Raw genomic sequence first — 19,212 nt, 5'->3', positions numbered from 1 at the left:
CATGAAACCACCAGTCTTCGAATACATCCGGCCCGCTGATCTGGATCAGGCGATTGCTGCGCTCGGTGAAGGCGGTGTTGCCCCACTCGCCGGTGGGCAGAGCCTCATGCAAGAACTCGGCCGTCGGCATCGACGTCCACGAGCGGTCCTGGACCTCAATCGTCTGCAGGAACTGGACTACATCGCCGTCGGTGACGATCAGGTCACCCTCGGAGCGCTCACCCGCTACCGCGTGGTGGAGAGGTGTGCTGAGGTCGCGGAGCGGATCGCACTCCTCCCGGAGGCCCTGAGCTACGTCGGACACGCCACGATCCGGCACCGCGGCACGGTTGGCGGCAGTCTCGCCTATGCAGATCCGTCTGGCGAATTCCCTTGTGCTGCAGTCGTTCTCGATGCACGGATTGTTCTGACGAGCACGGGAGGGAGTCGTACGGTATCGGCTGAGGACTTCTTCATCGGCCCGTACTCCACGGTGCGCACCGACACCGAGTTGATCACCGCGATCATCATTGGCCTGCCACCGGCCCACGTCACCTGGGCGGTCGAGGAGTTCAGCCGCAGGCACCGCGACTATGCGGTGGTTGCCGCGGAAGTCGGGATCGGACTCGACGACTCCGGTCGGATCGACTACGCCCGCATCGGGGTGGCAGGTGGCGGTCCGACGGTGCGTCGCCATCGATCGGCCGAGGACGCGCTCGTCGGGCGGATCCCGACCACCGCTCTCATCGCGCACGCGGCGGCGCTGGTCGCCGAGGAGTCCTCGCCGATCCACAGCGTGCACGCCGACGTCGAGCATCGACGACACCTCGTACGAGTGATGACCGGCCGGGCCATCAGCAAAGCCTCAACCAAGCGAACGGGAGAACTATGAGCATCGACATCGGGCCGGAGGTCAATGGGCACAACGTGGTCGAGAGGATTGACCCTCGGATGACCCTGGCCGACTTCCTACGTCAGCGCTGCGGGCTCGCCAGCGTGCGCACCGGCTGTGAGCAGGGGGCGTGTGGGAGCTGTACCGTCGAACTCGACGGTGTCACAGCCCGGTCGTGCCTCACTCTCGCGGCAACCGCGGACGGTTCGACGATCACAACTGTCGAGGGTATCGCGCCGACCGGCGAGCTGACTGCCTTGCAATACCAGCTGTGGCGACATCACGGGCTGCAGTGTGGATTCTGCACGTCGGGCATCATCATGGTGATGCGTGAGTTCCTCCGGGAGAACCCCGAACCCACCGAGCAACAGGTGCGTGAAGCATTGTCGGGCAACATCTGTCGTTGCACCGGGTATCAGAATATCGTGGACGCCGTCCTCGACGCAGCTCGGGTTGAACGTGACCGCCGATGACGCCTCCGAGGTCTGCGGTCCGCTCCACGCCGCCCGAGGCGATCGGCGGCGGATAGGCGGACTCGACCCCGCCACCGTCAGTGCGCTTGGCTCGATTGCCCACGACGGCCGAGTCGGTGTGATGGCCCGGATCATCGGGTTACGGGGCAGCGCCCCACGCGATCCCGGGGCGACGATGATCATCTTCGACGACGGCGAGGTGACCGGCAATCTCACCGGGGGATGTGTGGAAGCCGATATCGTCGGACATGCCGAGGAACTGTTTGCCGAGCGAGAGTCGGGTACTCGGTCCGCCACACATCGAGTTCTGACCTACGGCGTCACCGATGAGTGGGCACTCGGAGTCGGATTGCTCTGCGGCGGAACGGTGGAGGTCCTCGTCGAACTCCTCGACGCACAGCAGGTACCGCACCTCGTGGCGTTGATCGATGAGATCGAGGCGGGTCGCACCGCGCACCTGGTGAGTGCCGAGGACGAGGGCGTGCTGGTGCACGCCGTCACCGATCATGAGGGGATTCTCATCGCCGGTCCACGGATTGAGCTCCCCGCCGGTGCGATCGACGACATGATGTCAGCGGACCGGGGGCCGGCGGGTGTCGAACTGTCCAGCCTCGTCGTCGGCGATGCAGTCGAGGGTTCACTTCACGGTCGAGTAATGCTGCATCGCTTTGGTTCCCGTCGGTCCAGGGCGATCCTCGCCGGAGCCAACGATTACGCGGCGGCGGTTTCCTCGGTGGCCCTGCTCATCGGATTCGAGCCGGTCATCTGTGATCACCGCCCGGCCTTCGCCCGCCCGGAGCTCTTTCCCGACGTCGAGGTCAGGGGTGGCTCCGCCGCCGAATTCATTCGCGGTCACGCCCGCCGTGATGACATCGTGATCGTGCTGACGCACGACGCGGCGATCGACGTGCCGGTACTGATGGCCGCCCTCGACGCCGACGTTGCCTACATCGGTGCCCTTGGTAGTCGTCGGACACATGACGATCGGTGTCGGAGGTTGATCGAGGCAGGCGTCGGGCGCATACCGCTCGACCGGATTCATTCGCCCATCGGTCTCGACATCGGCGCCCGCACGCCTGAGCAGAGTGCCGTATCGATCATGGCCGAGGTGCTCGCGTCGAGTACCGGGCGCAGTGGAGTCGCGCTGACGCACACCTCCGGTTCAATCCGACCGGCCGCCTGTGTCCGTCCCCGCGTCGCTACACGCGATTAGCCGATCCGACCGCACGAAGGTTCACTTTTCGTCTCTCCCGGACATCGTCACGGCGAGCACGCTGCCCCACACTGATTCTGGAATTAGTTGGAGCGCAGTCTAACTCGATAGATCACTGATTCCGTGTTCACCTCAACACGACGACGATATCGGAAAGAGTAGGACGATCATGCCAGGAGCAGGACCCACACCGGTGGGAACGAGCGATGCGCACATGGTGGCCGACGACCCCGCGGAGGCTGCGGCGCTGGCCAATGACTTTGCCAATCAGCGTGTTCCGTTGAAGTATCGAATGTCGGCACGGTCGTTGGCCGGAGCATGGTGGGCATTCGCCAGCGCCATGTTCTGGTTGATCTTCGCTGCCCTCGTCGCCGAGACGGTCGGAACCAAGGATGCATTGATCGGGATGGGGCTCTCGGTGGTCGCCTACGGTCTCATCAACTGGCTGATCTCGATCTACGCGGCCCGGACCGGAACCACGGTCAACATCTTCTCCACCGCATTGTTCGGAAAGGTCGGCGGACTGTTGGCGCCGCTGCTCCTCGCGGTGACCGCGATCTGGTTCGCCACACTGGAGGGCTCGGTGATCGCGGTGGCCTTCAAGCAGTTTTTCGGATTCTGGGACATCCGCATCTGGTATCTGATCGTTGTGCTCTACAGCGTTCCGCTGGTGATCGGAAGCGTCAGAACGTTTCTCGACAAGTTCAATCGGTATCTTCTTCCGTTCTACATCGCCGGACTCACGGCTGCGGTGCTATGGACGATCATCGAGCACGGCTACAGCAATGACTGGCTGAGGCATGAGGGTGCGGTGCACACCGCTGGTGGTCCGGGCTGGATCTGGGCGTTCACCGCTTTCATGGGCGACTGGGTCCTGATGATGGCCACCTGGGACTACGCCCGGTTCGGCCGCCCGGAACGCAAGCAGGAGCGCATCAACGGGGTGTACTCCTTCGGTCCGGTGTTCTACTTCTTCACGATCGTCGTCAACGGGCTGGTGGGGATCTTCGTTGCCTTCACCATCCCCACCGACGGTCCGCTCAACGAGGCGTCCGCTGTCATCGGCATCGTATCGCTGATGGGATTCTGGGGTCTGCTGTTGGTCTGGATCAGCCAGACGCGGATCAACACCGCAAACTTCTTCCTGGCGGCGACGAACCTTCAGAATACTGCGACGGGCGTGCTCGGCCTGGCGGTGTCACGCCGGGTATGGGTCGTGGTCGTGGGCGTGGTGGTGTATCTGGTGATGCTGAGCAACGTCCTGACCTTCATCGTGCAGGCCTTGGCTTACCAGGCTCTGTTCACCGTGACGTGGACCGCGGTGGTGGTCGTTCGGATCGTGTGGGGACTGTTCCGGGACCGCCGCGCCGATGATGTGGTCGACGCGAGTCCGCAGGCACCTGTGCCGACCGTTCGATGGTTCGGTCTGATCGGCTGGTTGTCGGGTGCAGCGGTCGGATGTCTGATGCTCGCCCTCGGTGGACAAGCGAGCGCAGCGTGGACGTGGGCGCTACCTTCGGCGTTGGCGATCTCGTGTGTGGTGTACGGGTCACTGCTGGAGTTGGCCTACCGTCGCCGGGTTCAGGCGACGGATCTGGTGATCCCGGCGTGAACCGGTCTCGGGCGGGCCGGGGTTGCGGGCCCGCCCGAGACGGGATCATCCCCCGATGGCGCCCATCGAGCGTTGCGGACGCCGGAAACGGGGATCGGAGATCTCGTGTCCGGCGGGTTTGAGCCACATGGCCGCTCGCCACAGTTCGGCAACCTCGGAGTCGGTGAGGCCACGTCGAAGAGGGTGGAGCAAGGAGACCTCGTGGTCGCCGAACAGGCACGACCTGATCATTCCGTCGGCGGTGATCCGGGTGCGGTCACAGTCGCCGCAGAATGGTCTGGACACCGATGAGATGATCCCGACCGTTGCCGGTCCGTCATCGACGAGGAGGATCTCCGCCGGATCGGACTGACTGATGCGCCCCACCTCCCGCAGCCGGAACTCCTTGCGCAGCGAGGTGAGCAGAGCGCCTCGGTCGACGACGGTCGAACTGCTCCACCGGTGATCCGCGTCGAGCGGCATCGATTCGATGAAGCGCAGCGCGACACCGTGCTCGATGCACCATCGCAGTAGATCGCCCGCGCCGGCGACGAGTTCAGGAAGGATGACCGCGTTGACCTTCACCGGGGTCAGTCCGGCGTCCACGGCGGCACGGATACCGGCCAGCGTGTCACCGAGCCGGTCTCGTCGAGTGATCGTCGCGAAGAGGTCTCGGTCGACGGTGTCGAGTGAAACGTTTACCCGCGTCAGCCCTGCGGCTGCGAGACCACCGGCGCGGCGGGATAACCCAATTCCGTTGGTGGTGATGCTCAGTGGAGTATCGGGAACTACCCCGGCACATCCGGCGATGATCTGTTCGAGGTCGGCACGCATCAGTGGTTCACCGCCGGTGAAGCGGATCTCCTGGATTCCGAGGTGGTGCACCGCGATCGAGGCCACGCGGACGACCTCTTCGGTCGAGAGCAGGCACTCCTTGTCGATGTCGGGTAGCCCTTGTTCGGGCATGCAGTACGTGCACCGCAGAGAGCACTTCTCGGTCAGCGAGATGCGGAGGTCACGTGCGATCCGTCCATGGCTGTCGATCAGGTCGCCGGTCCGCGGCCTTGTCGATGCGGGTGCATCCGGGACGGGCGACGCCCTCGGTAGGCCCAACATGATCGGCACGGGCATGGCACTCCTCGGTGTGGATGGTGCTGGCTTCGGTAGCCCGAGTGTAGGAAGTGGCGATCGGTCCGGGAATGCCGAGATCGCCAAAGCGGCGGTCCTTTGTTTGGTGGCGCGGTGGCCATCGGCGAACGCCGCATGCGCTTACGCTTTTCCCGGTGAGGGCTGTGCATGAGAGATCGGTGAGACAGTGATGGGGTCAACCCTGTTGGATACGCGGATCGCATTGAGTCACTGGCGACTTCGGGTCGGAGACCTCGTCGGCTGGGCGTCGACGCCGAAGTACGGAGCCGTGGGTGTCTTCGTCGGGGTGGTTCGCGATGACCCAATTGTGGCCGGTAGTGACGTCCGCGTCGCCGGTATCGATTTCGAGTCTTTCGAGAAGGGGTTTCATCGCCAGTGTTCTGATATTGCCGTCGCCGCTCGGAGTCGGTGGCCCGACCTGGGCCGGATTGCGCTCGTGCACCGCGTGGGATCGGTCCCGGCGGGGGAACCATGTGTGGCGGTGGTGGTGTCGGCACCACATCGCGAGACCGCCTGCGCAGCAGAGAAGTTCTGTATAGACGTCCTGAAACAGTCTGTGCCCGTGTGGAAGACGATGTACGCCCGAAGTGGGCAGCGCGTCGAGGAACCGGGATGTGCGATGCGGGAGGTCGATCTGGCGGCGGCGGCGTGGGACCTGGGAATCGCCGAGCGGTCCGCGGTCGGTGTCGGGTTCGAGGACCTGTGATGGTGTGTCTGCAGCTCTACTTCACCCTGCGCGAACAGGCTCACGTCTCTCGGGCCGAGATCCCGGCGCGCACACTCGAGGAACTCCTGGCGCGGGCCACCGAGAGGTTCGGTGAGGGTTTCGCCCGATGTCTTCCCGGGACCAGGGTCTGGATCAACGACGACCTCGTCGTCGGATCCGCTCGCGACATCGCCCTCGCCCCGTCGGATGAGGTCGTATTGCTGCCGCCGGTCTCCGGCGGGTGATCACCCGGTGGTCAGACGACCGACCGAGCACAGAGATCGGCTCACGCACCCAGGGTGTGGGACCACAAGAGGAGGAATGAATGACTCAGCAGATCACGTTGGGCCTCAAGGTATCCGCAGAGCAGTTCGCGCCACGTGAACTCGTGGAGATCGGGGTCGCAGCCGAGTCTCACGGATTCGATTCGGTGATGGTCAGTGATCACTTCCAGCCATGGCGGCACGCGGGCGGACACGCCCCGTTCGCTCTCGCCTGGATGGCCGCGGTGGGTGAACGTACGCAGCGGATCCGGATCGGGACGTCGGTGCTGACACCGACGTTTCGATACAACCCCGCCGTCATCGCCCAGGCTTTCGCGACCATGGGGTGTCTGTATCCTGGTCGGATTATGCTCGGTGTCGGCAGTGGGGAGGCGCTCAACGAGTACGCCACCGGATTCCGCGGGGAGTGGCCGGAGTTCAAGGAGCGATTCGCCCGACTGCGGGAGGCCGTACAGCTGATGCGTGAACTGTGGACCGGTGCGGAGGTGAACTTCGAGGGCGAGTTCTACCGCACGCAGGGCGCCTACATGTACGACGTCCCGCTGCAACCGATCCCGGTGTACGTTGCCGCGGGCGGGCCGGTGGTCGCCCGCTACGCCGGCCGCGCCGGTGACGGGTTCATCTGCACCTCGGGCAAGGGGACCGAGCTCTATACCGAGAAGCTCATCCCTGCGGTCAAGGAAGGCGCAGAGAAGGCCGGACGTGACTTCGACGCCATCGATCGGATGATAGAGATCAAGATCTCCTACGATCCCGATCCGCGACTGGCGCTGGAGAACACCCGGTTCTGGGCACCGCTGTCGTTGACCCCCGAGCAGAAGCACAGCGTGAGCTCGTCGGTGGAGATGGAGCGCCTGGCCGACGAACTGCCGATCGAGCAGGTCGCCAAGCGGTGGATCGTTGCCTCTGATCCTGACGAGGCCGCGGAGAAGATCCGCTTCTACGTCGACGCAGGCTTCAACCATCTCGTCTTCCACGCTCCCGGGCATGATCAGCATACGTTTCTCGATAATTTCGAACGCGACCTGGTACCTCGGCTCAACGGACTTCACGGCTGACGGCTATCAGATTTCGCTCGAGTCTTCCGGTCGGCACTGCGGACAGACCTCACCGTCCGGGAGCCGCCACACCACTCGAGCGCACCGGATCAGCAGTCGGCAATGCACGCCGCCGATTCTGCCCACGCCGGCGGCGTGTCTCGGTTCTGGCTCGGGCGTGTCTCCTGAGTGCGGTAGCCGGGTGAGGATGGCGTTGCGGGTCCCCCCCTGCCCGGTAGGTGAGGGCGAGTTCGTCGTATCGGGTGGCCGACCCTCGCCATTGCCGTGGCCAGGAGGAGGGTCGTTCCGCCAACGTTGCTGCCCTGGTGGCTTTCGGCGTCGAGCGCTGGTGGTCGGCCCCCTGTGCTGGGGCGCTTGTTCCTGGAGGTGATCGGGGTGGACTTTTCCGCCGATCGCCGTTGTGATCATTCCTGTCACGCAACAGAGTTCGGTTGTCACCGGCGGCGTGGGCCTTGTCGGCCAGAGTCGCGTCCGGGGGGGTCCGTGCCCGACCGGCATCGACCCGCCGAACGTAGATGTCGGCGGCGAAGGTCCTCGACACGCCCCCGAGTGACATGGATCGACAAGCCAGAGGAGCAACAACCGGTAAACCCGACAGCCATCTGATCTGGGCAACCTCAGGTGCCGCCCAGGAGCTCGCCGAGCACACGGGGGACGTCGGCGTCACGTGTGTGAGGGCGTGATCACCGCCGGAAACAGGGTCACCGCCAGAACAGGAAGGTGTTCCATCCCCACCCGGCCAGTTGTGACGGTACGCCAGAGAGGTCGAAGAACCAGAACACGATGTCGAAGAACACTCGGTTCAACTGCGGGATGAACAGCAGCGCGAAGATGATCAGGAAGCCGTAGGGCGCGATCTTGGCGGCGGTCTGGCGTGCCTGCGCCGACAGATAGGGCTCGATCGCGCCGTATCCGTCGAATCCGGGCATCGGGATCAGGTTCAGGATCGCCGCGGTGATCTGCAGGAACGCCAGCATCGCCAGCGCCGACCACAGGGTGATCAGGTGGTCGGAGACGAAGAACACGCCGAACGGGGTCTCGGCGAACGGTCCGAAGGCCCGGATCACGGTCAGCAGGATGAATGCCAGCAGCAGGTTCATCACCGGACCGGCCAGCGCGACGGTGGTGCGCTGGCCCCGGCTGAAGCCGCGCTCGTCGAGGTACACCGCGCCGCCGGGGAAGCCGATGCCGCCGAGCAGGATGATCAGCAGCGGCAGGCCCAGCGAGAGCCCCGGATGGGTGTAGCGCAGCGGATTGAGGGTGAGATATCCGCGGAGTTCGGCGTTGTGGTCGCCGAAGCGGTACGCGGTCACCGCGTGTGCGAACTCGTGCAGACACAGCGAGATCACCCAGCCGGCCAGCACCAGCAGCACGGTGCCGATGGTGGCGGTGGTCGAGGTGCGTTCCAGGCCGGCGTCCACACACAGCCATGCGCCGACCCCGGCGACGGCGATCAGCGCCAGGAACACCCAGCTCGGCGCCACCGCGCGCACCACCTGGGACAGCGACGGGGTGCGGCGGGCGCCGCCCTGTTCGAGGCCGCTCATCGGCACACCAGCTTCAGATCCACGTCATGACGGTAGAACGTCGACCGCTTCACCGCGCGCTCGGTCAGCGCCCCCTCGCGTTCGACGACCAGATTGCTGCCACCGGTCTGCACCGCCCGCCCCGGATACCAGGGTTCGCGGCGCCACAGCCGGCGCCATCCGGCGGGTGCCTCCAGCCTCGCGCGCAGCCCCGGGAGCTCGCGGGTGGGTTCGATCCGGATGCCGGAGACGGTCCCGGAGAACAGCCGGTGATCGTCGACATAGCTCTCGCCGTGCAGCCGGGCGCCCTCGGCGCCGAGGTGCCGGGCACTGCCGAGCAGCACGGTGGCGGCGTCGTCGCGGATCAGCGGGAGGCGCACGGCGGTTCCCTGTTCGGCGAGCTCGCGGGCCGCCGCGCCGTGCGGGAGCCGGTAGACGGCGGTGGTCTCGGTGGGCTGATCGGGGGCGTATCCGACCTCGACGTCGAGGCGTTCGGCCCGCATCAACACCGCGATGACCTGCGACAAGAAGCGGTCCGGGTGGGTGTCGTCGGGTCCGGCGGTGACGATCAGCCGGCTCACCGCCGGGTCGGCGATACGGGCCTTCACCTCGTCGCGGACGGCGCGTGGGGAGGCCGTCGTCGCGGGCACCTCGGACGACGCGATGAGCACAAACGACATGCGCATAGCGTATCGACCGACCCGAACAAGTAGGGTTGTCCCGGTTCGGACTGTGCCGACAGTCAGAATCATTTCCGATCATGAAGGGGAGTGGGAGTCCATGGCCGCGATCGTGCTTATCGGAGCCCAGTGGGGTGACGAGGGCAAGGGAAAGGCCACCGACCTACTCGGCGGTGCGCTGCAGTGGGTGGTCCGCTACCAGGGCGGTAACAACGCCGGGCACACCGTCGTGCTGCCCAATGGTGAGACCTTTGCGCTCCACCTGATCCCGTCCGGCATCCTCACGCCGGGCGTGAACAACGTCATCGGCAACGGTGTCGTCGTCGACCCGGGTGTGCTGCTGACCGAGCTGGGCGGTCTCGAGGACCGTGATGTCGACACCACCGGCCTGATGATCTCCGCCGACGCACACCTGCTGATGCCGTACCACGTGGCCATCGACAAGGTCACCGAGCGCTTCCTCGGCAACAAGAAGATCGGCACCACCGGCCGTGGCATCGGCCCCTGCTACCAGGACAAGATCGCCCGCGTCGGCGTGCGCGTGGCCGACGTCCTCGACGAGAAGATCCTGACCCAGAAGGTCGAGGCGGCCCTCGAGCTCAAGAACCAGATCCTGGTCAAGATCTACAACCGCCGCGCCCTCGACCCCGCCCAGGTGGTCGACGAGGTGCTCGGACAGGCCGAGAGCTTCAAGCACCGCATCGCCGACACCCGGCTGCTGCTCAACCAGGCCCTCGAACGCGGTGAGACCGTGCTGCTCGAGGGTTCGCAGGGCACCCTGCTCGACGTCGACCACGGCACCTACCCGTACGTGACGTCGTCCAACCCGACCGCAGGCGGCGCCGCGGTGGGTGCCGGTATCGGCCCCAACCGGATCACCACCGTGCTCGGCATCCTGAAGGCCTACACCACGCGCGTCGGGTCGGGTCCGTTCCCGACCGAACTGTTCGACGAGTGGGGTTCCTACCTGGCCAAGACCGGCGGCGAGGTGGGTGTCACCACCGGCCGTGCCCGCCGCTGCGGCTGGTTCGACGCCGTCGTCGCGCGTTACGCGACCCGCGTCAACGGCATCACCGACTACTTCCTGACCAAGCTCGACGTGCTCTCCAGCGTCGAGCAGGTGCCGATCTGCGTGGCCTACGAGGTCGACGGCGAGCGGGTCGAGGACATGCCGATGACGCAGACCGGGTTCCATCACGCCAAGCCGGTCTACGAGTACATGCCCGGATGGTGGGAGGACATCTCCGGCTGCAAGAGCTTCGAGGACCTGCCGAAGAACGCCCAGGACTACGTCCTGCGTCTCGAGGAACTGTCCGGCGCGCACATCTCGTGCATCGGCGTCGGCCCGGGCCGCGATCAGACGATCGTGCGCCGCGAGATCGTCTGACCCCGGACCCGCACCGTCGGACGTACGCGGGCGGCCTGCCTCATGCGGGCAGCCACGCCCCGTGCAGTCCGGCCGGTACCCGGATCGGCAGATCCACCGTCGCGACCGGGCCGGCCGCCGGGTCGTCGGCGGCGAGCAGGTAGAACCGTGACCGCATCGACTCCGGGTCGGTGCCGATCGCACCCCACAGGTCGCCGTCGGCGCTCGGGATGAAGATCGGCTCGCCGATCGCCACCCCCGGGGTCCAGCACGTCTCGGTGCCCGCCTGCAGGTCGTGGAACCACAGGCTGTCGAGGTCGCCGGAGTCGCCGGGTCCCTTGGCGACCGTCGCGACACGGTGATGATCCCGGGTGAGCAACCGGTCGTCGACGCGGGGGAACTCGAGGTTCACCGCCTTCTCGCTGATCGTGGTGCGGGTGACCGGGCCGTTCGGGTCGAGCCGGGCCCGGACCAGCGCCGAGGTGTCGCGCCGCGGATCGTCGGTGAATCCGTTCGGATAGGTCCACTCGACGTAGTCGACGGTGACCGAGCCGTCCGGGTTGTCGAAGGCGTTCGCGAAATGCCACACCCAGATCGGGTCCATGGTCAGCCACCGGACCGGACCGCCGTCGCGGGGGATGAGCGCGATCCGGGTGCCGTCGTCGGGGCGCCACGACAGCAGGGAACCACCGGTCATCGCGGCCACCAGATCGAACCGCAGCGGGCAGATGAACAGGACGATGTAGCGCTCGGTGAGCGCCATGTCGTGGATCATCGTCGGGGTGTCGAGTCCCTCGACCGGGGTGGGGGTGCGCACCGCCGACCCGTCGGGGCCGATCACCGACCAGGTGAGGAACGGGGCCTCGAGCCCGTAGTTGAACAGCACCAGCTCACCGGTGACCGGATCGATCTTGGGGTGGGCGGTGCTGCCGACCCGCATGGCGCCGTCGCAGTCGGTGCGGGCCAGCGTCGCGAGATCGGCGGGGGCGAGCAGGTAGGGGCGGTCGGCCTCGGCCATGGCCATCAGCCGGCCGGCGTGGGAGACGATGTTGATGTCGGGGAGTTCGCGGACGGTGCCGGCGAGGTCGGGGCCCACCTCGGCCACCGACGGGGTGTGCCCGTCGGTGATCCCGGACCAGATCGCTTGTCCGGCAGCCTCTTCGGCGATCACCATCGGTGTCCGGACGAACCGGTTGCGGTAGGCGGCCTTCCCGTCGGCGAGGGAGATGGCATGCACCATGCCGTCGCCGTCGAGGGGATAGACGTAGGAGCCGATCGGATCGAACCGCGGGTTGGGGCCGTTGCGCAGATAGCTGCCGCGCAGTGACTCCGGCAGGCTTCCGGTGACCGGGAGGTCGTCGACGTCGACCTCGGTGCGTTGCGGGGCATAGACCCCGGTGAGATGCGAGTGGTGGGCGAGGTCCACGGGGGCGGGGCGTGTGGGGCTGGTCATGGCCGTACCTTTCGGTGGTGCTGTCCGGCATGTGGCGGGGCAGTCGACGCGGTGATGTCCGGTGATGACCACTGTCCTCCGCTGCGCGGGTGCGGCAATCGGTGTGCTGACCGAGGTTTTGGTGCCATCCCGGGCCGGCTCCCTGCCGCCGGTCAGCCTCCCTTCCGCCGGTCAGCCTCGATGCCGACGGGCCACGACCAGCGCGGCCAGTTCCACCCGGGTCCGCAGCCCCAGTTTGGTCAGCGCGTGCGACACATGTGTCTGCACCGTCCGGCGGGACAGGACGAGGCGCTGGGCGATCTCCGGCCCGCTCAATCCGTCGGCGACGAGTTCGGCGACGGTGACCTCCGACCGGGTGAGACTGTCCCAGCCGGTCCGGGGCCGATCACGCACCGCCTTCGGGTCGAGCCGCAGGCCCAGGGCGCGCAGCCGGGAACTGATCCGGGTGGACGAGGTCACCGCGCCCATCTCCTGGGTCACCGACAACGCGCGAATCCCCAGGTCCTTGGCGGTGGTCTTGTCGCCGAGGGCCGCGGCCGCACATGCCCCCTCCTCCCAGGCCGAGGCCGCGCCCAACCGGTCGCCCATCTCGCGTGCCCCGGTGGCCGCCGTGATCGCCAGCTCGGTGACCGGTGCCGGCGGGACCTCGCCCTGGGCCGTCGCGCAGAGGGCGTCGGCCAGCAGGACGCCGGTGGCAGCGGCCGGAAGTGGACGGGGCAGCGCCGAGATGCCTTCGCGGATATCGCAGATCAGGTCGTCGTCGTGTGCGCGGAGCGCGATCCGCGTGGTCTGCAGGACCACCATCGGCATCCAGCCGTACAGGTTCAGCTCGCGTGCCCGGCGCCACGCCGCGGCGGCCTCGGTGGCCGCCGGACGGAGTCGGCGCAGCGCCTCGAGTAGGGCCGAGTGGGTGGCCGTCACGGTGGGGATGCCGAACTGGTGGGGAAGACCCGACGCCGTGTACTCGTCGAGTCGTGTTGCCGCGGCACCGAGTTCGCCCCGATGGATGTCGACCAGGGCGCGGCCGGCCTGCGCCAGGGAGGTCCAGCCCATCTCGGTGGCGCCGAGATGCTCGAAACCGGCGTCGAACCGGGCGGCTGCGTCGGAGAGGCGTCCGGCGATCAATTCGATTCCACCGGAAGTGAATTCGTGATAGCTGGTCATCCAGTTGGTGCCGCGGTCGGTGCGTAACTGCGTGACGTGGTCGAGCAGGGTGGCCGCGGCCCGGGGGCCGTTGGCGTATAACTCGATCAGCGGTGGCCAGATGTCGGCGGAGGTGGTGACCGCGCGATCGGTGTCGGGGGCGGCGCCCTCCAGGCGGGAGGCCTCCATCGCCAGTTCCAGACAGCCGGTGAACTCGCCCCGCAGGAACTGCCGCAACGCCTCGGTCACCAGACCCGTCGGCGAGGTGGCGGTGTCGAACGGCGACTCCGGGACCGCGGCGCCGCCCTCCAGGATTCCCAGGTAGGCGAGGAGGTCCCGCAGGGTGCGTTCGGCGGCGTCGCCGACCGGCAGCTCGAGGGTCTCCACGATGAGTCTGCGCGCCTCGGCGGTCCGTCCCTGTGCGATCAGGGTGAACATCTGGATTCGGAGCAGCATGGCGAGCTCGTCGATGTCGGTGGTGATGCCGACCCCCTCGGCCGCGACCTCGGAGGCGCGCCGGAGCTGGCCGGTCCGCGCCAGGGCCTTGGCCAGTCCGAGTCGGATGCCCGGTGTCGGTGCCCCGGGCCGGTCCCCCACCGAATCGAGCAGGTCGACGGCGACCGCCGGGGTGTTCACCAGGTCCTCCTCGGCGCGGCGCACGGCGTCGGACACCCCGGCGGCGTCGTCGAGATCTGCGGCGAGGACGTGATGGGCCACCAGCTGATGGGCACCGCGGGTGCGCTGCAGCCCGGCGATCGCCTCGTGCAGCACCGATCGCAGGGCCGGGGCCAGGCGGGCGTAGACGACCTCGGCGTACAGATCGTGGGTGAACGACAGCTGTCCGCTGTCGCTGATCGCGATCACCCCCGCGTCGACGGCGGACTGGGCGGCGGCCACCAGCGCCACCGGCGGTGAGGCGTCGAGGGCCGCGAGATCGGGCAGGGTGGCTGGGCCGCCCCAGACCGCGAGTTTGCGGAGGAGGTCGGTGGCCCGGGGATCGAGCAGCGCCAGATGGGTTCCGACGACGTCGCGGACGTCGGCGAGCGCGGTCCCGGCGTCGGTGTGCCCGGTGGTGGCGCGGCCCTGCTCGACGGTCAGCTCACCGGAGCGTTGCAGTCCGCGCAGCAGGGTCAGGGCGTGCATCGGGTTGCCGCCGGCGGTGGCCAGCAGTGCGGTCAGCGCCGCGTCCGGGGCGGCACCCAGGACCTCGGTGGCCATCACGGTCACGGCGTCGTCGGTCATCGCCGGCAACGTCCACTCGCGCACCGACCGGCGTGCGACGAACTGTTCGAGCATGGTGCGCCGGGGGAGCTGACGACGCGCCAGCAGCAACACCAGCGGAAGGTCGGCGGCGGCGTCGACCAGCCGCCCCAGCATCTCCAGGCTCGCCGCGTCGGCGTTGTGGGCGTCGTCGACGACGAGGGTCAGCCGGTCCGACGCACACATCTCGTCCACGCGATCGAGCAGGGTGTCCTCGAAACCCTCCGGGACCGGATCGGGGGCGGCGACCCCGAGCAGGGTGCAGGCCACGTCGAACGGCCGGCGCCAGGACAGTTCGTCGGCGCACGCGCGACGCACCGTACCGGGCAGCGACGCGGTCAGCTCCCGCAGCAGATGGGATTTGCCGGTTCCCGGACCGGCGGTGACGACCGACCCCGGGGCCGCTGCCGGAACCGCGCCGGTGAGTGCGGCCCGCAGGTCGGTGACCACGGCCAGGCGCATGTCCTCCGGTGGCCGCTGCCCCAGAGCTGTCGACGCCATGGGCAGAGTCTAGGGCGAGACACGCCCCGATGTCCGGGTTGCCCGGATGCCCACCGGAATCGGTGGCGTCGCCTACGTGCGTCGCCGCTGTGACACAGTGTTCTGCATGCTCGGTGCGCGGGGGACACGGGACTACGGATCAATTCTGCTCGGCTCCAGCACCGACAGCGGCTTCGTGCAGCGGCTGCGGGTGCAGACGGTGCTCACCGCATCCCTGGTGATCGCCAACCTCGTCGGGGCGATCGTCGCGATCGCCCTCGCCTCGGTCGGCATCCCCGAACCGTCGGTGTTCGTGGCCGACCTGTGGTGGGTGAACTTCATCACCGTGCCGGTGTACGTGGTGGCGGCCTTCGTGGTCGGGATCGGCGCGGGCACCGTGATCGTCGTCCGTGACCTGCAGTGGGCCATCCGGGACCGACGGCCCACCGCGCGGGACGCACGTCGGGCCCGCCGGGCACCGCGCTGGCTGATCGGAATCCAGGGTCTGCTGTGGCTGGGCGCGGTCATCCTGTTCACCCTCTGCTACGGGATCATCCACCCGCATCTGATTCCCAAGGTGCTGTTCGTGGTGGGGATGAGCGGGGTGGTCGTGGTGGCCGTCTCGTATCTGCTGATCGAGTTCGCGATGCGGCCGGTGGCCGCCGAACTGATCAGCGCCGGATACGGCCGGCGTCGGCGGGGCAGCGGGGTGCGCAGCCGGTCGTTCGTGTCGTGGCTGGTGGGTTCGGCGATCCCGGTGGCCGGCATCCTGCTGGTGGTGCTGTTCGGGGCGTTCCGGGACGAGACCAGCAAGCTCGACATGTTCGTCGGGGTGGCGGTGCTGGCGGTGACGGCACTGTCGACCGGACTGATCCTGACCGTGCTGTCGAGTCTGAGCATCACCGGACCGATCCGCAGCGTGCGCACCGGGATGCAGCGGGTGCAGGCCGGTGACCTCGACGACGCCGAACTCGTCGTCTACGACGGCACCGAACTCGGCGACCTGCAGGCGGGATTCAACTCCATGGTCGGCGGGCTGCGCGAACGAGAACGCATGCGGGATCTGTTCGGCCGGCACGTGGGCCGCGACGTCGCCGAGGCCGCGCTGGCCTCCGATCCCGAGCTCGGTGGCACCGAGCGGGTGGTGGCGGCGATGTTCGTCGACGTGATCGGCTCCACCCGGCTGACCGCCGAACGCACCCCCACCGAGGTCGTGGAGATCCTCAACCGGTTCTTCGCGGTGATCGTCGATGCCGTCGACACCCATCGCGGCCTGGTCAACAAATTCGAGGGCGACGCCGTGCTGGCGGTCTTCGGTGCCCCGATCTCGTTGCCCGACAGTGCCGGTGCCGCACTCGCGACCGCCCGCGAGATCGCCGACCGGCTGGCCGTCGAGGTGCCGGAGCTGTCGGCGGGAATCGGCGTGGGTCACGGGCCGGTGGTGGCCGGGAACGTCGGTGCGATCGAACGATTCGAGTTCACCGTGATCGGCGACCCGGTCAACGAGAGCGCCCGGCTGTCGGAACTGGCGAAGCGGGATCCGCGCCGCCCGTTGGCATCCGGACGGACGATCGCCGCCGCCGCCGCGCACGAGGCGGCACGCTGGCGGGAACTGGAGACCGTCACGCTGCGGGGTCGTGCCGCCGAGACCGAGGTCTACGAGCTCGCCGAGATCGGTGAACCCGCCGGGGCGCCCGCGCCGGTCGGGTAGCGGTTCAGCTGTCGCCGCGGTCGGTGAGCCCCTCGGCGAAGTCCAGGCGCCGCATGGCCTTTCGGAACACCTCGTCGTCGATCCGGGCGGCGCGCCGTTCCTCGACGAACACCTTGCGCTGCACCTGCAGCAGTTCGATCCGGATCCGGTTGGCCGCGGCGGTCGGGCTCTCGCCGATCGTGTCCGGGCCGCGACCGAGCTCCTCCCAGGCGGTATTGCGTTGTGTGGTCACCCATTTGCGCAGCATCCCGATCTGGTGCCGGCGTACGTCGTCGGGCGCCATGGACGCCTCGATCTCGTCGAGCCGGAGTTCGGCCTCGCGGGAGGCACGGTCCTGTGCCGCGGCATAGGTGAGCCGATCGGCGGCGGTGTCGTCGTCGGCGACCCCGAGACGCCGGATCAGCCACGGCAGGGTGGTGCCCTGCAACCCCAACGTGCCGACCACCACCACGAACGTCAGGAACAAGACCTCCGCGCGCGCCGGGAACGCCTCCCCGGACTGGGTGGTGAGCGGGATGGTCGCGGCCGCCGCGAGGGACACCACCCCGCGCATCCCGGCCCAGCCGACGATGAACACCGACGCCGGTGTGGGCGGGGGCTCGGCCTCCCGGATGGACCGCGACAGCAGGCGCGGCAGATACGTCGCCGGATACACCCAGAGCAGGCGGGCCACGATCACCGTGGCCAGTACCAGTACGGAGTCGACGGCGATGTGCGCCCACGATTCCCCGGCCAGCCCCCGCACCAGGTCGGGCAGCTGCAATCCGATCAGCAGGAACACGAAGGACTCGAGCAGTGCGTCGATCGACTTGCGGACCGACTCGTCCTGCAGCCGTGTGGCATAGCCGACCCGCAGGGACCGCTGACCGAGCAGCAGGCCCGCGGTGACCACCGCGATCACCCCGGACGTGTGCAGCTCCTCGGCGACGAAGTAGGTGCCGAACGGGACCATGATGCCGATCGCGGTCTCCAGCGTCGGATCGGTGAGCCAGTTGCGTACCCAGCCGGTCAGATAGCCGATCGCCAGGCCCACGACGACGCCGCCCACCGCCGCCAGCAGGAAGGTGGCGACCCCGTCCCAGACGGTGGTGGTGGCACCGATCGCGGCGGCCACCGCCACCCGCAGTGCGGTCAGTGCGGTCGCGTCGTTGAGCAGGCTCTCCCCGCCGAGCAGCGTCATCAGGCGCCGGGGCAGGCCCACCCGTCGCCCGATCGCCTGCGCCGACACCGCATCCGGTGGGGCCACCACCGCGCCGAGGACCAGCGCCGCCGCCAACGGCAGGTGCGGGACCGCACCCCACGCGACCAGCCCCACCAGCAGCGTCGTGAACAGGGGCAGGCCCACCGCGAGCAGGCCGATGGCCCGTCCGCTGGCGCGGATGTCCTGGTAGGAGCTGTCCTGGGCGGCCGAATACAACAGGGGCGGCAGGATCACGAACAGCACGAACTCGGGATCGAGGGTGGCGCTGGGCAGCCCCGGGATCCACCCGATACCCAGACCGACCGCGACCAGCACCAGCGGTGCCGACAACCGGAAGTGGCGGCACACGGCGGCGATGGCGAGTGACACCGCCGCGACGAGGAGAAGTGACGCACTCACGCGCTCGAACCTAGTGGTGATAATGGGCCCATGCGATTGTTCGGACGTGGCAACGGCGGGAACGACGCACCGGGTGAGGCCGGCGGTGCCGCGGCACGCTGTCCGGAACTCGGCACGATCGGCGTCGACGAGGCCGCCGATCCGCCCGCCGCGACCGGTCGGGCCGACGAGTGCGAGGACTGTGTGGCGATGGGGGAGCACCATTGGTCGCACCTGCGTAAGTGTCTCGAGTGCGGTCACATCGGGTGTTGTGACTCGTCGCCGCGCCGGCACGCCACCGCGCACTTCCACGACTCCGGACACCCCGTCATGCGTTCGGCTGAACCGGGTGAGCGGTGGCGGTGGTGCTACGTCCACGAGGTGATGGGCTGAACACAGGGTTTCTGCAGGTCTGAGACGTTGTGAAACCGCAATGCGACTCCCGTGGTGCCGCATCCGGATGATCGGGTCGCCACGTAGAATTCGGGGATGACCTCGAACCCCGAGAGCAGCGCGTCGACTCCGACGCCACAGGAGCCCGTCGTTGCGGTGCCGCCACCCGCGGCCGATCCGGCGCCCGAGGCCGCCCGGCCCTCGCTGAACAAGTCGACCCCGGACGCGATGGCGGAGTCGGGGGTTCCGGCCGCCGCGAACGCTCCCGTACAGCCC

The 19,212-nt window shown here is 67.9% G+C and carries 16 protein-coding genes and 2 pseudogenes; 12 read left to right on the top strand and 6 right to left on the bottom strand.

Annotated features, from left to right (window positions below):
* Position 1: 1 nt before the first annotated feature.
* From GD1_RS15190 to GD1_RS15175, 5 genes and pseudogenes are all read left to right on the top strand, one after another.
* Positions 2–871: an FAD binding domain-containing protein gene (locus GD1_RS15190; protein WP_059037944.1), complete on the top strand. Its 870-nt coding sequence runs from the start codon at positions 2–4 to the stop codon at positions 869–871.
* Positions 868–1,344: a (2Fe-2S)-binding protein gene (locus GD1_RS15185; protein ID WP_059037942.1), complete on the top strand. Its 477-nt coding sequence runs from the start codon at positions 868–870 to the stop codon at positions 1,342–1,344. The genes GD1_RS15190 and GD1_RS15185 overlap by 4 nt, the downstream gene beginning before the upstream one ends.
* Before the next feature lie 121 nt (positions 1,345–1,465).
* Positions 1,466–1,573, top strand: a pseudogene (locus GD1_RS25780) (XdhC family protein); the annotation flags it as partial.
* A gap of 252 nt (positions 1,574–1,825) precedes the next feature.
* On the top strand, positions 1,826–2,557 hold the full coding sequence (locus GD1_RS15180) for an XdhC family protein (protein WP_244882769.1): 732 nt from the start codon (positions 1,826–1,828) through the stop codon (positions 2,555–2,557).
* Positions 2,558–2,750: 193 nt separating this feature from the next.
* Positions 2,751–4,169, top strand: coding sequence for a purine-cytosine permease family protein (locus GD1_RS15175; protein ID WP_157079497.1), 1,419 nt, complete (start codon positions 2,751–2,753; stop codon positions 4,167–4,169).
* Positions 4,170–4,214: 45 nt separating this feature from the next.
* Here GD1_RS15175 and moaA read toward each other — a convergent pair whose 3' ends face one another.
* Entirely contained in the window at positions 4,215–5,264 is a 1,050-nt protein-coding gene (gene moaA / locus GD1_RS15170) for a GTP 3',8-cyclase MoaA (RefSeq protein ID WP_059037967.1), read from the bottom strand.
* Positions 5,265–5,466: 202 nt separating this feature from the next.
* Here moaA and GD1_RS24350 point away from each other — a divergent pair, with 202 nt between their 5' ends.
* The 3 genes from GD1_RS24350 (at position 5,467) to fgd (ending at position 7,345) form a co-directional block, all read left to right on the top strand.
* Positions 5,467–6,003 carry a molybdenum cofactor biosynthesis protein MoaE gene (locus GD1_RS24350; protein ID WP_157079496.1) on the top strand — a complete coding sequence of 179 codons (537 nt, stop codon included), beginning with the start codon at positions 5,467–5,469 and terminating at the stop codon, positions 6,001–6,003.
* Complete coding sequence (locus tag GD1_RS25040; RefSeq protein WP_059037936.1) at positions 6,003–6,248, top strand: MoaD/ThiS family protein; 246 nt, start codon at positions 6,003–6,005, stop codon at positions 6,246–6,248. The genes GD1_RS24350 and GD1_RS25040 overlap by 1 nt, the downstream gene beginning before the upstream one ends.
* An 80-nt stretch (positions 6,249–6,328) precedes the next feature.
* Positions 6,329–7,345 (top strand): glucose-6-phosphate dehydrogenase (coenzyme-F420), encoded by a 1,017-nt coding sequence (gene fgd / locus GD1_RS15160; protein WP_059037934.1) that lies wholly within the window; start codon positions 6,329–6,331, stop codon positions 7,343–7,345.
* A 701-nt stretch (positions 7,346–8,046) separates the two neighbouring features.
* On the opposite strand, the gene GD1_RS15155 is transcribed toward fgd, so the two are convergent.
* Entirely contained in the window at positions 8,047–8,892 is an 846-nt protein-coding gene (locus GD1_RS15155) for a site-2 protease family protein (protein ID WP_053776566.1), read from the bottom strand.
* Entirely contained in the window at positions 8,889–9,551 is a 663-nt protein-coding gene (locus tag GD1_RS15150) for a hypothetical protein (protein ID WP_059037965.1), read from the bottom strand. The genes GD1_RS15155 and GD1_RS15150 overlap by 4 nt, the downstream gene beginning before the upstream one ends.
* A gap of 100 nt (positions 9,552–9,651) precedes the next feature.
* Here GD1_RS15150 and GD1_RS15145 point away from each other — a divergent pair, with 100 nt between their 5' ends.
* Positions 9,652–10,938 (top strand): adenylosuccinate synthase, encoded by a 1,287-nt coding sequence (locus tag GD1_RS15145; protein ID WP_053776557.1) that lies wholly within the window; start codon positions 9,652–9,654, stop codon positions 10,936–10,938.
* A gap of 40 nt (positions 10,939–10,978) precedes the next feature.
* On the opposite strand, the gene GD1_RS15140 is transcribed toward GD1_RS15145, so the two are convergent.
* Both GD1_RS15140 and GD1_RS15135 read right to left on the bottom strand, forming a co-directional pair.
* Positions 10,979–12,370, bottom strand: a complete 1,392-nt coding sequence (locus GD1_RS15140) for a carotenoid oxygenase family protein (RefSeq protein WP_059037932.1) — start codon at positions 12,368–12,370, stop codon at positions 10,979–10,981.
* Positions 12,371–12,541: 171 nt separating this feature from the next.
* Entirely contained in the window at positions 12,542–15,274 is a 2,733-nt protein-coding gene (locus GD1_RS15135) for an ATP-binding protein (RefSeq protein ID WP_083534238.1), read from the bottom strand.
* Between the two features lie 106 nt (positions 15,275–15,380).
* Here GD1_RS15135 and GD1_RS15130 point away from each other — a divergent pair, with 106 nt between their 5' ends.
* Positions 15,381–16,964, top strand: a complete 1,584-nt coding sequence (locus GD1_RS15130; protein ID WP_059037963.1) for an adenylate/guanylate cyclase domain-containing protein — start codon at positions 15,381–15,383, stop codon at positions 16,962–16,964.
* 4 nt (positions 16,965–16,968) lie between these two features.
* On the opposite strand, the gene GD1_RS15125 is transcribed toward GD1_RS15130, so the two are convergent.
* Positions 16,969–18,564 (bottom strand): Na+/H+ antiporter, encoded by a 1,596-nt coding sequence (locus GD1_RS15125; protein WP_059037927.1) that lies wholly within the window; start codon positions 18,562–18,564, stop codon positions 16,969–16,971.
* Positions 18,565–18,594: 30 nt separating this feature from the next.
* Between GD1_RS15125 and GD1_RS15120 the strand changes: the two genes are divergently transcribed.
* Positions 18,595–18,936 (top strand): UBP-type zinc finger domain-containing protein, encoded by a 342-nt coding sequence (locus GD1_RS15120; RefSeq protein ID WP_059037926.1) that lies wholly within the window; start codon positions 18,595–18,597, stop codon positions 18,934–18,936.
* 96 nt (positions 18,937–19,032) lie between these two features.
* Positions 19,033–19,212, top strand: a pseudogene (locus GD1_RS24770) (hypothetical protein); the annotation flags it as partial.

This window comes from Gordonia desulfuricans NBRC 100010 (assembly GCF_001485495.1).
GTDB lineage: Bacteria > Actinomycetota > Actinomycetes > Mycobacteriales > Mycobacteriaceae > Gordonia > Gordonia desulfuricans.
Note: the sequence above shows the minus strand (reverse complement) of the source record. Positions and strands in the feature narration are given on the sequence as shown.

Coding starts and splice junctions, on each gene's coding strand:
- GD1_RS24350 (WP_157079496.1), top strand. CDS start 5,467: ATGGGGTCAACCCTGTTGGATACGCGGATCGCATTGAGTCACTGGCGA.
- fgd (WP_059037934.1), top strand. CDS start 6,329: ATGACTCAGCAGATCACGTTGGGCCTCAAGGTATCCGCAGAGCAGTTC.
- GD1_RS15190 (WP_059037944.1), top strand. CDS start 2: ATGAAACCACCAGTCTTCGAATACATCCGGCCCGCTGATCTGGATCAG.
- GD1_RS15135 (WP_083534238.1), bottom strand. CDS start 15,274: ATGGCGTCGACAGCTCTGGGGCAGCGGCCACCGGAGGACATGCGCCTG.
- GD1_RS15130 (WP_059037963.1), top strand. CDS start 15,381: ATGCTCGGTGCGCGGGGGACACGGGACTACGGATCAATTCTGCTCGGC.
- GD1_RS15140 (WP_059037932.1), bottom strand. CDS start 12,370: ATGACCAGCCCCACACGCCCCGCCCCCGTGGACCTCGCCCACCACTCG.
- GD1_RS25040 (WP_059037936.1), top strand. CDS start 6,003: ATGGTGTGTCTGCAGCTCTACTTCACCCTGCGCGAACAGGCTCACGTC.
- GD1_RS15145 (WP_053776557.1), top strand. CDS start 9,652: ATGGCCGCGATCGTGCTTATCGGAGCCCAGTGGGGTGACGAGGGCAAG.
- GD1_RS15155 (WP_053776566.1), bottom strand. CDS start 8,892: ATGAGCGGCCTCGAACAGGGCGGCGCCCGCCGCACCCCGTCGCTGTCC.
- GD1_RS15185 (WP_059037942.1), top strand. CDS start 868: ATGAGCATCGACATCGGGCCGGAGGTCAATGGGCACAACGTGGTCGAG.
- GD1_RS15120 (WP_059037926.1), top strand. CDS start 18,595: ATGCGATTGTTCGGACGTGGCAACGGCGGGAACGACGCACCGGGTGAG.
- moaA (WP_059037967.1), bottom strand. CDS start 5,264: ATGTTGGGCCTACCGAGGGCGTCGCCCGTCCCGGATGCACCCGCATCG.
- GD1_RS15150 (WP_059037965.1), bottom strand. CDS start 9,551: ATGTCGTTTGTGCTCATCGCGTCGTCCGAGGTGCCCGCGACGACGGCC.